Genomic DNA, 12,950 nt, shown 5'->3' on the forward strand with positions numbered 1-12,950 from the left:
CAGCAGGTAGCCCAAAACATCTAACCCCCGGTTTTTCTTTTTATACTATGATCAATCAAGCCGAAAACACTACCCCCCTCAACGCCGCGCAAGTCACCCAGCTGATTCGGGGGCGCCGGAGCATGCAGCCGGTGCTGTTTGAGCCGGGCCGCATAGTGCCCGATGCATTGGTGCACGAGCTGCTGGAAAATGCTACCTGGGCGCCCACCCACAAGCGCACCGAGCCCTGGCACTTCGTGGTATTTGCCGGGGCGGGCCGCCAAAGGCTCGCTGATTTTCAAGCTGACCTATACCGGGCCACCGCGGGCGAGAAATTTCAGCAGGCCAAGCTGGAGAAGATGACCAACAATCCGCTGCTCAGCTCCCATATTATTGCCATCGGGCTGAAGCGCAACCCCGAGCTGCCCGAGGTAGAGGAGGTAGCGGCCGTGGCCTGCGCCGTGCAAAACCTGCACCTCTCGGCTGTAGCGCACGGGTTGGCGGGCTTCTGGAGCAGCGGCGGCGTTACCTACCTGCCCGAGGCCAAGCCTTTCTTCGGCCTTGGCCCCGACGATCAGCTGCTGGGCTTCTTCTACCTGGGCTACCCCAAAGCCGGCGCCCAGGCCCGCAGCACCCGCAAACCTCTGGAGGAAAAAGTAACCTGGGTGCTGGCATAATTCCTACCCCTTCTGCTTGCCTGAAGCGGCTTACTGTATCCCGGCGAGACGCTTTTGCGTTGTCGGGGTAGTACTCACTCTTTTCCCTATATAGTATGGCAACTTTTTTTCTCTCGCCCTGGTCGGCCCGGCTGCTCAGCGTCCTGCGTATCGTTTCAGGGCTTTTGATGCTGTTCCACGGAAGTCAGAAGCTATTTAACTGGCCGCCCTCCGACCACGGTGGCGGCGCCACTGGGCTGATGCTGGTAGCTGGTATTCTGGAATTTGGTGGTGGCCTACTGTTACTGATCGGGCTGTTCACGCGCCCAGTGGCATTTATTCTGTCGGGCCTGATGGCGGTGGCTTACTTCATGGCCCACGCGCCCCAGCACGCGCTGCCCATTGTGAACCAGGGTGAGCTGGCTGTGCTGTACTGTTTTGTCTATCTATACCTGTCGGCTGCCGGGCCTGGCCCCTGGAGCCTGGATGCGGCCCGCAACCGGAGCGTAGGGCCAGTAGCGTAAGCAGGAGCCTACGCCCTCAACTACCGGTAAACGGAACGAGCCGGCGCCAACGGAAATCTAAAGAGTCAGTAAATGCCTCCTTAGATTTCATTGGCGCCGGCTCGTTCGGTTTGCTGCCTTTTCCGAGCTAGTCGCGCACTTTCAGGCTATCGGGCACGGGGCCACGGGTAGCTTGCACCAACTGGTTCTGGAGCTGGAAGTTGACCTGCTCGCAGTCGTTGAAGCGTTTCTGCGCCATTTCCAGGGCGGTTTCCGTGTTGCGCAGGCGCTGGTAAAGGAAAAGGATAAGACCCAGAGCAATAATCAGGGCCGCCAGAGGCAGGACTTTATTCATATAACGGGAAATTCAAAAAGGGGCCAGTAGAAAAGGATCCGGCCAATCCACAAAAATAGGACATCCAACCCAACCAAAAGGCCCTGCCGTGACTACGACAGGGCCTTTTTCATACTCACCAGGCGCTAAGTGCCAAGCACTAAATGGTGGTGTTCGGGTCGAACTGCTCCAGATAGTCGGCCACGCGACGCACAAACATGCCGCCCAGCGAGCCATCCACCACGCGGTGGTCGTAGGAGTGGGAGAGGAACATGAAGTGACGCACGCCAATCAAATCACCCTGGGGCGTTTCGATAACGGCGGGCTTCTTTTTGATGGCGCCCACAGCCATGATGGCCACTTGAGGCTGCATGATGATAGGGGTGCCCATCACGTTGCCGAAGGAGCCTACGTTGGACACGGTGTAGGTGCCGCCTTCCAGATCCTCAGGCTTCAGCTTATTAGCCCGGGCCCGATTGGCGAGGTCGTTTACGCGCTTGCTCAGGCCATTGAGGTTGAGCTGGTCGGCGTTGTGAATAACCGGCACAATGAGGTTGCCGGAGGGTAGGGCCACGGCCACGCCCACATTGATGTCACGCTTCTTGATGATGTAGTCGCCTTCTACCGATACGTTGATGTTCGGGAAGTCTTGGATGGCGCGGGCAATAGCCTGAATAAAGATGGGCGTAAAGGTCAGGTTTTCGCCTTCGCGCTTCTTGTAGGCATCCTTGTGCTTGTTGCGCCAGTTTACGATGTCGGTCACGTCGGCTTCTACGAAGGACGTAACGTGGGGCGAAACCCGCTTGGAGTCCACCATGCGCTGGGCAATCATCTTGCGCATGCGGTCCATTTCAATCAGCTCCTGGTTGCCGCTGATGGAAGGTACTGCTTTAACTGCTGGGGCTGCCTGCGGAGCAGGGTTGGCGGCTGGTTGGGGGGTAGGAGCCGCCGGGGCCTGCGGAGCCGGAGCTGCAGCCTGGGGCTGAGCGGCAGGAGCCGGGGTAGGAGCTTGCGGAGCCAAGGGCTTCTTACCAGCAGCTACGTAGTCCAGAATGTCCTTTTTCGTAACCCGGCCTTCGCTGCCGGTACCGGGTAGGGATTCCAGATCGGTCATCGAAATGCCTTCTTCGCGGGCAATGCTCAGCACCAGCGGCGAGTAGAAACGTCCGGCCTGGGGCTGGGCTGATACAGCTTGTGCGGCGTTCGTCTGGCTGGTCTCGGGAACAAATGGCACTTCGGCAGCGGGCTTTTCAGCACCGTTGGCAGATGGAGCCGGAATTTCAGCGGAAGCAGCGGGAGCGGCTGCGCTAGCGCTGGCATCAGTTTCAATAATGGCAATGGGCGCGCCCACGGCTACTACTTGGCCTTCCTGCACCAAAATTTCCTGCAGGACACCGGCGTGGAGGGCCGGAACTTCGGTGTCTACTTTATCGGTGGCTACTTCCAGCACCGATTCATCCTGTTCGATGGAGTCGCCTACTTGTTTGAGCCATTTCAGGACGGTGCCTTCCATGATGGATTCGCCCATCTTGGGCATCGTCATTTCCACTCGTGCCATGCGGTTGGGGGTAGTTAGGAAAAAAGGGTGGGGTGGGTTTCGAGCCTCAAAGGTAAGTGAAATGGTGAGGCCGCGAAAAAGGGAAACGGAGAGATGGTGAAATGGTGTGTTTTTCGTTTTAGCGAGGCTGCCGGCGCGGTTTACGCCTCTACTCACCTTTCACTACTTCACCACTTCCAGCCGCAGCAGGTTGAGCGCCATAGTTGTTGTGTACTCCAGGTTAAGCTGGCGGCCGCGGTTAAAGCTGATTTGCCGCGTGACGGTTCGTTTCGCGTCGGCGTAGGCAATACAAACAGTGCCAACTGGCTTCTCAGGCGTGCCGCCGTCGGGGCCGGCTATGCCGCTGGTGGCCAGGGCCACATCTACCCCCAACTGGCGGCGCAACCCCTCAGCCATTTCCGCTACCGTAGCTTCACTCACGGCACCATGGGCGGCCAGGGTTTCGGGCTTTACACCCAGCTCGCGCACCTTAATATCGTTGGCATAGGCAATGACGCTGCCCTGATAGTAGCGCGAGCTGCCGGGAATGCTGGTGAGGCGGTGAGCCAGTAGGCCGCCCGTGCAGCTTTCGGCGGTGCCCACCGTGAGGCCGCGTGCTTGTAGCAGCTGCCCGACAGCTTCTTCCAGCTTTATTTCCCCGATGGCAAAAATATGCTCCCCGAGTAAGGAGCGCAGGGCCGGGAGCAGGGCTTCCATGCGGGCCCGGAGGTTGGGCTGGCCGTCGTCGTGGCCGGTGAGGCGCAGGCGCACGCCGCCAAGGTAGGGTAGGTAGGCCAGCTTCACATTGGGGGGTAGGGCGGCTTCCCAGCCCTCAATCTGCTGGGCCAGAAACGACTCGCCCAGGCCTACCGTCTGCACTACCACGTGCTCAATGGCGGGTGTCTGGAAATATTGCTGCAGGCGCGGCAGCACCTCGTTGCTCATCAGGTACTTCATTTCGTGCGGCACGCCGGGCATGCTCACGAACACGGTGCCCCGATCCTCAAACCACATGCCCGGCGCCGTGCCCACGGCATTGAACAGCACCTCACAGTTGGCCGGCACCTGGGCCTGCAGGCGGTTTACTTCCAGCATGGGGCGGTTAAAGCGCTTGAAAAAGCCTTCTACATGCTCCAGCGTTGGTTGGTGCATCACCAGTTCGGCACCAAAGTAGCGGGCCAGCACATGCTTGGTCAGGTCGTCCTTGGTGGGGCCCAGGCCACCTGTCATCAGGACCACCTGGGCCCGCTGCCGGGCTTGGTCCAGCGTCGCCACAATTTCATCGGCGCGGTCCGAAACGCTGGTAATCTGACGAACCCGCAGGCCTAGCTTGCCCAGCTCCTGACCCATGAAGGCCGAATTCGTGTCAATGACTTGCCCATAGAGCAACTCGTCGCCAATTGTCATGATTTCAACGTCGGGAATGATAGGCATAGGAGGGGAGGTTAGGAGGAGTGCCGGATTTGACGCAATATTGGCGTCCCGTGGGCTTACAACGCCACAACGGCCGTCTGGTTTTCACTCTTTTCGTTCTATGACTCCCCTTCGTACCCTGGCCCTCGGCCTCACGCTCAGTTTGGCTACCGTGCAACTTGCCATGGCTCAGACCAAAACCACAGCGAAAAAGACCACCACGACCACTAAAAAAACGACGGCCGCCCCCGCTAAAAAGACGACTACGGTTAAAACAACAACTAAAGTTACTACTCCCGCCGTAGCCGTGAAGGCCCCGCTTACCGCTGAGGAAGCTAGCAGCGGCCTGCGCGAAGCCCTGACTCAGGGCGTAACTCGCGCCGTGGCCCAGGCCGGCGAAACCGACGGCTTCAATGCCAACGCCGACATCCGCATACCGTTTCCACCGGAAGCCGAACTGGTGGCCTCTACCCTGCGCAAGCTGCGCGCGGGGGCCTTGGTCGATAAATTTGAGGTAGCCATGAACCGGGCGGCCGAAACCGCCGCCACGCAAGCCAAACCCATTTTCCTGAATGCGGTGCAGAACCTGAGCCTGCAGGATGCGTTGTCGTTGGCAACCAGCAAAGAGGCAGATGCCGCCACAACGCTGCTCTACGAAAAAACGGCCGCTGATCTGCGCACGGCCTTCCAGCCCACGGTGCAGCAGTCCTTGGAGCAAACCGGGGCCACCAAGCTCTACGCCGAAATGGTAGCCCGCTACAACAAGATTCCGCTGGTGACGCCCCTGAACCCCCAGCTGGTGCCCTACGCCACCGAAAAGACGGTGGATGGGCTGTTCGCGCTGATTGCTGTTGAAGAAGGCCGCATCCGTCAGAACCCCGCCGGCCAAACTAGCGCCCTGCTAAAGCGGGTGTTTGGTAAATAGGTGATACAAGTGATGAGGTAAGTAGTGACAACAGGTAAACGGTAACGGGTTATGTAGCTCTACTTACCTGTCACTATTCACCTCATCACTTGTATCACCTCAAACTTGGTCCGGTTTCTGCCAAGTGCTGCTCAGCATCTGACTGCTCTTTTGACGCTATGAACTACCGCCGTTTTCTTACCCTGCCTGCCCTCTTGCTGGGCCTGAATATTGCCGCCTCGGCTCAGCTTCGGCTGCCCAAGCTGGGCGACATCCTCAAAACGACTATTCCGGCGCCTACTACTTCTAAAGCTGGTAGCACGGGCAATATCACCCAGGATGAAGCCGCTCGCGGCCTCAAGGAAGCTCTAACCCAAGGCATCAGCAAAGGTGCCGATCAGGCCTCCAAGCAGGATGGCTTTTACCTCAACAAGCTCATCCGGATTCCTTTCCCGCCCGATGCCCAGCGAGTGGCTACTACGCTCCGTTCCATTGGCTTGGGTAGCCAGGTTGATAAGTTTGAACTGACCCTGAACCGCGGGGCCGAAGACGCCGCCAAGAGCGCCAAGCCTATCTTTCTGTCGGCCATCAAAAGCCTTACGTTTAAGGACGTGTGGGGCATCCTGACCGGGGAGAAGAACGCCGCTACCAACTACCTCAAGCGTACTACCACGGATCAGCTCACCTCAGCATTCAAGCCCATTGTGCAGAAGAGCCTCGACCAAGTAGGTGCCACCCGCTACTACACCGACCTGACAACCCGCTACAACCGCATTCCGCTGGTAAGGCCCGTACAAACCGACCTAAACCAGTACGCTACCGGCAAGGCCATCGACGGATTATTCACACTTATTGCCCAGGAAGAAGCCAACATTCGGGAAAACCCGGTGGCCCGTGGCACGGAGCTGCTCAAGCGGGTATTTGGCCGGAGCTAAGACCTGAAAGTGCTACCCCCTTGTAAACAAAAAAGCCCCGCCGGATGCACCAGCGGGGCTTTTCTTGTGAGGCTCACCGATTAATAGTCGTCGTAGTCGGAGTTGCGGCGGCTGTTGCGGGAGCTGCCGGAGCTGCCATATTCGTCGTTCTCGTCGTCGGAGAAGTCGTCATCGTCCAGGTCGTCGAGGGAGCTGAAACCGTTGCTACCCTCGGGGTCTTCGGTGGCTTCGGCGGTAGCAAACTCGTCTTCGGTCATGCTGGCCAGGTCTAGCGCTTCATCGTGCGAAGAGCCCGTGTCGCGCCACATCAGGTAGTCGGCGTACTTAGCAGAAAGCTGATCTTCGGGGTTACCGCGCGTTTTGCTGCCGCCAGAGGTGGCAAAATCATCTAGCTCGTCATCATCGAAGAGGTCGTCGTCGAGGTCGTCGTGTTGTCTCATGTCCTTGCTAGGGGCAATAAGGGTGAAAAATTCGAAGGAAAAGGCTGCCGCGCTTCAGATGCGAAGATACGTGGGGAATGGATGTGAAGGTTGTAGAAGTACAGCAGGGGTAGGGTCAAAAAACGGCTTATCCCGCAGCTTCAGGCACTTTCAACCCGAATATTTTTGTGAAGAGCGTTGGCTTGACCAGGTACAGCCATCTGCACCTAGTACCAAAATACGCAGGCAACGTTAAAAATGCCGTTAGCGTGCAGCTTTCGCCCCAAAATCAGTAATCAGTACTTGCTGCTGGCAGAAGTCGTACTCCTCCGGCACGTTGCTTGACACCAGCACCGTCCGGCCCGCCAGGGTAGCCCGCACATGCTCCAGGTACCACTCCACGCCGGTCCGGTCGAGGTTCGTAGTTGGCTCATCCAGCAGCAGCAGGGGGGTAGCAGCGTAGAGTGCCAGGGCCAGCTTGAGGCGCTGCTTCATACCAGAAGAAAAGTCCCGAATCAGCTTATGGCGCGACTTTTCCAGGTACATCAGCGAAATGAGCTGCTGGGTAGAAATGCCGGGCTTAAGCGGCTTGAACCGGGTATGAAACTGAATCTGCTCGGAAAGGGTGAGTTCCTCAATCAGCTCGAGGTAGGGAGCCGCGTAAGCCAGCAACGGCGGCACTTCCTCCACCGCTACGGACCGGCCCGCGTGTTCGTAGCTCAGCGTGCCGGTAGTAGGCAGAATCTGCCCGGACAAGGTGTTGAGCAGCGTACTCTTACCCGCGCCATTCGGGCCCAGGATGGCCGTAGCGGTACCCGAGTGAAATGTATGCGTCAGGTCCCGGAAAATCCATTCCCGGGCAAAGCGTTTGCCCAGCCCAGTGGCAGTAATCTGCATATAGTAAAGCTTAGAAAGAAGAGCTTAGCGCTTAGAGAACTGCGCCTGGGCATTCTCTAAGCGCTAAGCTCTTCAGGTCTCACTTCTAATCTTATTCGCCGGAGTTGCTGCCGTTGCGGGAGTAGCCTTTGATGACGCCCCGGCCCGAGTTGCGAATGAAGTTTACTACCTCGTCGCGCTCCGGCGAAGGCGCCAGCTCCAGCTCAATCTGATCAAGGGCGGCGGCGTTGTTCAAGCCGCTCAGGAACAACAGACGGTAGAGCTGCTGAATTTCGGCAATCTTCTGGTCGGAGAAGCCGCGGCGGCGCAGGCCAATGCTGTTGATGCCTACATAGGTTAGCGGCTCGCGCCCAGCTTTCACGAAGGGCGGTACATCCTTGCGGATCAGGGAGCCACCGGAAATCATGGCATGCTGCCCGATGTGCACGAACTGGTGAATGGCCGAGGAACCTCCTACAATAGCGTAGTCGCCAATTTCAACGTGGCCCGCTACCTGTACCGTGTTAGCCAGAATGCAGTTGTTGCCGATGACACAGTCGTGGGCTACGTGCACGTAGGCCATCAGCAGGCAGTTGGCCCCTACCACCGTTTTCAGCTTATCGACCGTGCCCCGGTTTACGGTCACGCACTCCCGGATAACGGTGTTGTCGCCGATATGGACGGTCGTCTTCTCACCCGCAAACTTCAGGTCCTGGGGCTGAGCGGCAATAACGGCGCCGGGGAAAATCTTACAGTTCTTGCCGATACGAGCCCCAGCCATAATCGTGACGTTGGGCCCAATCCAGGTGCCTTCCCCGATTTCTACATCCTTATCGATGGTAGTGAAAGGCTCCACCACCACGTTCTGGGCGATTTTGGCTTCGGGGTGAATATAGGCGAGCGGCTGGTTCATTCGATGGGTAATTAGTAATTAAGAATTAATAATTAAGAATTGCCTCAAGGACCCCAAAGCGGATGTCGTATGAGAATTATTCATTCCTAATTATTAATTACTAATTCAGGATTAGGCGCCCTTGCGGACGATGCTGGCCGACATTTCTGCCTCCATAACTACTTTTCCGTTCACAAAAGCCTTGCCGCTCATCTTGGCAATGCCTCGCTTAATCGGAGCCGTAAGCTCGCACTTAAAAATGATGGTGTCACCGGGCTTCACCATGCGGCGGAACCTGCAGTTCTCAATGCCCAGGAAATAAGTCCAGTAGTTTTCCGGGTCGGGCACGGTATTAAGCACCAGAATGCCGCCCGTTTGCGCCATGGCCTCAATCTGGAGCACACCGGGCATAACCGGGTTGCCGGGGAAGTGGCCGGGGAAGAAGGGTTCGTTCATCGTAACGTTCTTCACCCCGGTTACCGTGTTGGCATCTAAGTGAATAATTTTATCGATGAGCAAGAAGGGGTAGCGGTGAGGCAGCGTAGCGGCAATCTTGTTGATGTCCATTACCGGCTCACGGGCCGGGTCGTAGGTAGGCGCGGCGCTGGTGTGCGCCTCCATCATTTTCTTTTTGATGCGCTTGGCGAAGGCCACGTTGGCGGCGTGCCCAGGCCGGGCGGCCAGGATCTGGCCTTTCAGCGGGCGGCCTACCAGAGCCAGGTCCCCAACCAGATCCAGCAGCTTGTGGCGGGCGGGCTCGTTTTTGTAGCGTAGGTCCACGTTGTTGAGGATGCCTTCCTTCTTGACGGCCACTTTGGGCTTGCCCAGCATGGTCGCCAGCTCATCCAGCTCCTCGTCGCTCACCACGCGGTCAACTACCACAATGGCATTGCTCAGGTCGCCACCCTTGATGAGGTTAGATTTATAAAGGGCCTCCAACTCGTGCAGGAAGCAGAACGTGCGCGACGAGGCAATTTCCGATGTGAACTGGTCAATATGGGTCAGGGACGCGTGCTGGGAGCCCAGAACCGGCGAGTTGTAGTCCACCATTACCGTGAGGCGGTAACTGTTCAGGGGTAGGGCAGCCAGTTCCACAGCCCGGCCGTTATCTACGTAACGGATTTCGTCGGGAATCTCGAAGTAGTTGCGCAGGGCATTCTGCTCCTCCAACCCAGCCTCCATCAGGGGCTTGATGAACTCGTAGCTGGAACCATCCATGATGGGGGGCTCGGGGCCGTCCAGCTGAATCAGCACGTTATCAATTTGCAAGCCTACCAGGGCCGCCAGCGTGTGCTCCACGGTATTCACGCGGGCTCCGTTCTGTTCGATGGTAGTGCCGCGGGAAAGATCTACTACGTTGTCTACGTCGGCATCCACGATGGGCTGACCGGGTAAATCGATACGCTGGAACTTGTAGCCGTGGTTGATAGGCGCGGGGCAGAACGTCATGGTGGCCTGCACGCCGGTATGAAGGCCAATGCCACTCACGGTGACGGGGGCCTTGATGGTATGTTGCTTGTCGTTCATTTTCTAAGTTGTCAGTTGTCAGTTGCCAATTGTCAGGAATCAGGCCATCGAAAAACAGAACGGACCCGGCAACTGACAATTGGCAACTGACAACTCAATAGACTGCAAAGCTAGGGCTTTTCCGGTTCGGTCCGGTTGCGTTCCAGCTGGGTAAGGCGCCGTTCCAGATCGGGGAGGTGGCGGAAGATGGCGTTGGAGCGCAGGCTGTCGCGCAGATTGAAAGCAGGGGAGCCCTGCAGGAGCACGCCCTCCTCCTTAATGGATTTGCCTACCCCCGACTGAGCCGTGACCGTGGTGCGATTGGCCAGGCTCAGGTGGCCGGCAATACCTGCTTGCCCGGCCAGTACACAGAAGTCGCCGATTTTGGAGGAGCCTGAAATACCCGTTTGGGCGGCTACTACCGTATGGCGCCCGATTTCCACGTTGTGGGCAATCTGAACGAGGTTGTCAATTTTGGCGCCCTCGCGGATAATGGTAGAGCCCATTGTGGCGCAGTCAATCGTGGCGTTGGCGCCTACGCTCACGTTGTCTTCCAGCACCACGTTGCCAATCTGCGGAATGGTGCGGTAGGAGCCATCGGGCTGGGGTGCGAAACCAAATCCATCGGAGCCAATAACGGCGCCGGCATGAATGGTGCAGCGCGCCCCGATTACGGTTTCGGCGTAAATCTTAGCCCCGGCATACAGGATGGTGCCGTCCCCGATCTTGCACCGGTCGCCGATGAAAACGTGCGGAAAAATTACCACGTCGCGGCCAATTTCACAGTTCTCCCCAATGTAGGAGAAGGCGCCGCGGTAGTGGTTTTCTCCGATGCGGCTACTGGCAGCCAGGTAGGCGGGCTCTTCCACGCCGCGCTTACCGGTGCGGGTTGCCTGCTGGTAAAACTCGAGTAGGGTAGTAAAGCTGGTGTAGGGGTCATCTACCCGAATGAGGGCAGCGGCCACGGGCTGCCGGAGTTCCAGGGTGCGGCTCACAATAACAGCCGTAGCGCCCGTAGTATAGAGGTGCGGCTCGTACTTAGGGTTCGAGAGAAAGGAGAGGGCGCCGGCTTGGGCTTCTTCAATTTTCGCCAGGCGGTTAATCTGCTGCGTGGCGTCTCCTTCCACTGCACCGTGCAGTACTTCGGCTATCTGACCTACGGTAAATTCCATTGGGCAAAAGTAGAGAAATATCTATTTCCCGGCGCGAAGTGCCGCTGCCGAGGCTGAGTGGGGGCGAGACGCTTTGTATTCCACCGCTTGGTAGATGGTAGCGCCTTCATCGGAATACACAAGGCGATACGCTGCAGGCGTGCACCAGGCCGGAGGCTGATACTGCCCCCGCGCAATGACCACGTAGTCGTAGCGCGTGCCCTGGGCTGAGGTAGCTTCAAAGAGGTGAAGGGGGTAGGCCGTCGTCAGGGCGTAGTGATGGAAATAGAGTTTATGGAACGGGGCATTGAAGAACACCCGGCGGGGCTGCTGTGCCCGAAGCCAGGCGTAAGAACCTTCAAGCCGCTGCGCCAACTCCTGCGCTGAGCGCACGGCGTAGCGGAAGTGGGCCACCTGATACGTGCCATACCCAGCCAGCACTACGCTTACCGCTACGAGGCCAAACCACCGGGACACTCGCAGCCGCTGTAGCAGCCACTCGCCGAAAGCCGCTACCCCTAGAAAGAAGAAAAATGCCCCGTAAAGCAGCACCCGTGAAGGGCTATAGACTCGCTGAATAGGCATAAACACGAAGGGCAGCACTACCAGTACCAGCGCTGGTAGCACTATTCGGCGCCAGGAAGCGGGTAGGGCCGGCACCACTGCTACAGTTGCAACTAGCAGCAGCAGAAAGCCGGGGGCGCTAAGCTGCTCGTGCCCAAACAACTCGCGGGCTGGTTTCAGCAAATAAAAGGCATAGGAGCCCCAGAAATCAGCCAAGCTCTGGGGGGCAATGTAGCTGTTGGCGGCTAAGGCCCTCACCCCCGAAACGCAAAGGATAGGGCCGTACAGCACCAGTGCGCCGGTGCCCACCAGCGCACTAGCTACCAGCAAGGAAACCAAGCCGGCCGTGTCGCGGCGGCGAAGAAACACCAGGCCGATCCAGGCTCCAAGCGAAACCAGGGGGTAGGCGTAGGTAGGAATGGTATAAAGGCCCAGCACCCCAGTTATAACAAACAGCCCCCACCCCAACTGCCGGTAACGAACTGAGTGCAGCACAGCCAGGGCCGCGAAAAACTGGGCAATTGCCAGCACAATCAGCAAAAAATAGCCCCGACCCGACATAGCGTAGTACAGGCTCAGGGGCGAAAGACAAAACAGCCCCAGCGCTAGCGTAGCCAGCCGGAAGGTGGTAAGTCGCACCAGCAGGGTATAAACCAGTACGGTGCCTATCAGGCTGATGAGCAGGGTAGGAAGCCGCAGAATCAGCGCATCATTCAGTGTAAACCAGCCCACTACCCAGCAACTCAGGCTAAACAGCACGTGGTTGTTCGGGATGGGGTAGAAGCTGGTACTGGCTACGGGGCCGCCGCTCACAAAGTAGTCGTAAGTGGCTATTTCATCCGTGCTCAGCGGATACACCCACGCGTAGTAAAGGCGCAAAGCCAGAATGCTAGCCAATAGGACTGCCGACAATAGCTTTTCTGAGGCAGAAAGCCCGGCTACTGACCGCCACACGCTGCTGGTCGCCTGGCTGAGGTTTTGCTGTAAACTGCGCAGTTCCTGCCCTAATCTCCCGCTTCGAAGCTGATAGCCTGCCATAGCTGCGGCCCCAACGGCTACGACCCATAACCCCCAGCGCAACGCGGCGTAGCGGCCCGGCGTGACCTGCAACACGAACTCCGGCATTTCGTTGCGCGCGTAAATAGCGTGGCGCAAGGCGTACAAATCGGCTATGGATACCTGGGTGTAAAGTACCGCCAGGCTCCCGCTTATCAGCAAAAAGAACAGCGCCAGCAACCCCAGGGGCAGGGTGGAAAAGGAACGTCGGAGCGGGATGAGCAT

Annotated in this window: 13 protein-coding genes; 4 read left to right on the forward strand and 9 right to left on the reverse strand. The window is 58.0% G+C overall.

The genetic code is table 11. The annotated features are described in order from the left end of the window. Positions 1-47 precede the first annotated feature (47 nt). Positions 48-656 (forward strand): nitroreductase family protein, encoded by a 609-nt coding sequence (locus DNI29_RS08530; RefSeq protein ID WP_110977664.1) that lies wholly within the window; start codon positions 48-50, stop codon positions 654-656. A 95-nt stretch (positions 657-751) separates the two neighbouring features. Then, positions 752-1,159 carry a DoxX family protein gene (locus tag DNI29_RS08535; RefSeq protein WP_110977665.1) on the forward strand — a complete coding sequence of 136 codons (408 nt, stop codon included), beginning with the start codon at positions 752-754 and terminating at the stop codon, positions 1,157-1,159. Positions 1,160-1,286: 127 nt separating this feature from the next. On the opposite strand, the gene DNI29_RS08540 is transcribed toward DNI29_RS08535, so the two are convergent. From DNI29_RS08540 to DNI29_RS08550, 3 genes are all read right to left on the reverse strand, one after another. Continuing rightward, positions 1,287-1,493 (reverse strand): hypothetical protein, encoded by a 207-nt coding sequence (locus DNI29_RS08540; protein ID WP_110977666.1) that lies wholly within the window; start codon positions 1,491-1,493, stop codon positions 1,287-1,289. A gap of 139 nt (positions 1,494-1,632) precedes the next feature. Beyond that, positions 1,633-3,030 carry a dihydrolipoamide acetyltransferase family protein gene (locus DNI29_RS08545; RefSeq protein ID WP_110977667.1) on the reverse strand — a complete coding sequence of 466 codons (1,398 nt, stop codon included), beginning with the start codon at positions 3,028-3,030 and terminating at the stop codon, positions 1,633-1,635. 162 nt (positions 3,031-3,192) lie between these two features. Further along, positions 3,193-4,443, reverse strand: a complete 1,251-nt coding sequence (locus tag DNI29_RS08550; protein WP_110977668.1) for a competence/damage-inducible protein A — start codon at positions 4,441-4,443, stop codon at positions 3,193-3,195. 100 nt (positions 4,444-4,543) lie between these two features. Here DNI29_RS08550 and DNI29_RS08555 point away from each other — a divergent pair, with 100 nt between their 5' ends. Both DNI29_RS08555 and DNI29_RS08560 read left to right on the forward strand, forming a co-directional pair. After that, entirely contained in the window at positions 4,544-5,347 is an 804-nt protein-coding gene (locus DNI29_RS08555) for a DUF4197 domain-containing protein (protein ID WP_162303556.1), read from the forward strand. Positions 5,348-5,505: 158 nt separating this feature from the next. After that, on the forward strand, positions 5,506-6,261 hold the full coding sequence (locus tag DNI29_RS08560) for a DUF4197 domain-containing protein (protein WP_110977670.1): 756 nt from the start codon (positions 5,506-5,508) through the stop codon (positions 6,259-6,261). A gap of 80 nt (positions 6,262-6,341) precedes the next feature. Here the strand turns inward: DNI29_RS08560 and DNI29_RS08565 are convergent, their stop codons facing one another. The 6 genes from DNI29_RS08565 to DNI29_RS08590 form a co-directional block, all read right to left on the reverse strand. Beyond that, a complete protein-coding gene (locus tag DNI29_RS08565; RefSeq protein WP_110977671.1) occupies positions 6,342-6,701 on the reverse strand; it encodes a hypothetical protein in 360 nt (119 codons plus the stop codon). Positions 6,702-6,944: 243 nt separating this feature from the next. Further along, complete coding sequence (locus DNI29_RS08570) at positions 6,945-7,577, reverse strand: ABC transporter ATP-binding protein (RefSeq protein ID WP_110977672.1); 633 nt, start codon at positions 7,575-7,577, stop codon at positions 6,945-6,947. Positions 7,578-7,668: 91 nt separating this feature from the next. Next, positions 7,669-8,469 (reverse strand): acyl-ACP--UDP-N-acetylglucosamine O-acyltransferase, encoded by an 801-nt coding sequence (gene lpxA, locus DNI29_RS08575; RefSeq protein WP_110977673.1) that lies wholly within the window; start codon positions 8,467-8,469, stop codon positions 7,669-7,671. Between the two features lie 111 nt (positions 8,470-8,580). Further along, positions 8,581-9,975 carry a bifunctional UDP-3-O-[3-hydroxymyristoyl] N-acetylglucosamine deacetylase/3-hydroxyacyl-ACP dehydratase gene (locus DNI29_RS08580; RefSeq protein ID WP_110977674.1) on the reverse strand — a complete coding sequence of 465 codons (1,395 nt, stop codon included), beginning with the start codon at positions 9,973-9,975 and terminating at the stop codon, positions 8,581-8,583. 110 nt (positions 9,976-10,085) lie between these two features. Further along, the gene (lpxD, locus tag DNI29_RS08585) at positions 10,086-11,126 is read right to left on the reverse strand and encodes a UDP-3-O-(3-hydroxymyristoyl)glucosamine N-acyltransferase (protein ID WP_110977675.1); all 1,041 of its coding nucleotides are present in this window, start codon (positions 11,124-11,126) and stop codon (positions 10,086-10,088) included. A gap of 21 nt (positions 11,127-11,147) precedes the next feature. Beyond that, the gene (locus tag DNI29_RS08590; protein ID WP_110977676.1) at positions 11,148-12,950 is read right to left on the reverse strand and encodes a hypothetical protein; all 1,803 of its coding nucleotides are present in this window, start codon (positions 12,948-12,950) and stop codon (positions 11,148-11,150) included.

The organism is Hymenobacter sediminis, from assembly GCF_003231285.1.
Taxonomy (GTDB): Bacteria; Bacteroidota; Bacteroidia; order Cytophagales; family Hymenobacteraceae; genus Hymenobacter; species Hymenobacter sediminis.

Coding starts and splice junctions, on each gene's coding strand:
- DNI29_RS08530 (WP_110977664.1), top strand. CDS start 48: ATGATCAATCAAGCCGAAAACACTACCCCCCTCAACGCCGCGCAAGTC.
- DNI29_RS08535 (WP_110977665.1), top strand. CDS start 752: ATGGCAACTTTTTTTCTCTCGCCCTGGTCGGCCCGGCTGCTCAGCGTC.
- DNI29_RS08540 (WP_110977666.1), bottom strand. CDS start 1,493: ATGAATAAAGTCCTGCCTCTGGCGGCCCTGATTATTGCTCTGGGTCTT.
- DNI29_RS08545 (WP_110977667.1), bottom strand. CDS start 3,030: ATGGCACGAGTGGAAATGACGATGCCCAAGATGGGCGAATCCATCATG.
- DNI29_RS08550 (WP_110977668.1), bottom strand. CDS start 4,443: ATGCCTATCATTCCCGACGTTGAAATCATGACAATTGGCGACGAGTTG.
- DNI29_RS08555 (WP_162303556.1), top strand. CDS start 4,544: ATGACTCCCCTTCGTACCCTGGCCCTCGGCCTCACGCTCAGTTTGGCT.
- DNI29_RS08560 (WP_110977670.1), top strand. CDS start 5,506: ATGAACTACCGCCGTTTTCTTACCCTGCCTGCCCTCTTGCTGGGCCTG.
- DNI29_RS08565 (WP_110977671.1), bottom strand. CDS start 6,701: ATGAGACAACACGACGACCTCGACGACGACCTCTTCGATGATGACGAG.
- DNI29_RS08570 (WP_110977672.1), bottom strand. CDS start 7,577: ATGCAGATTACTGCCACTGGGCTGGGCAAACGCTTTGCCCGGGAATGG.
- lpxA (WP_110977673.1), bottom strand. CDS start 8,469: ATGAACCAGCCGCTCGCCTATATTCACCCCGAAGCCAAAATCGCCCAG.
- DNI29_RS08580 (WP_110977674.1), bottom strand. CDS start 9,975: ATGAACGACAAGCAACATACCATCAAGGCCCCCGTCACCGTGAGTGGC.
- lpxD (WP_110977675.1), bottom strand. CDS start 11,126: ATGGAATTTACCGTAGGTCAGATAGCCGAAGTACTGCACGGTGCAGTG.
- DNI29_RS08590 (WP_110977676.1), bottom strand. CDS start 12,950: ATGCTCATCCCGCTCCGACGTTCCTTTTCCACCCTGCCCCTGGGGTTG.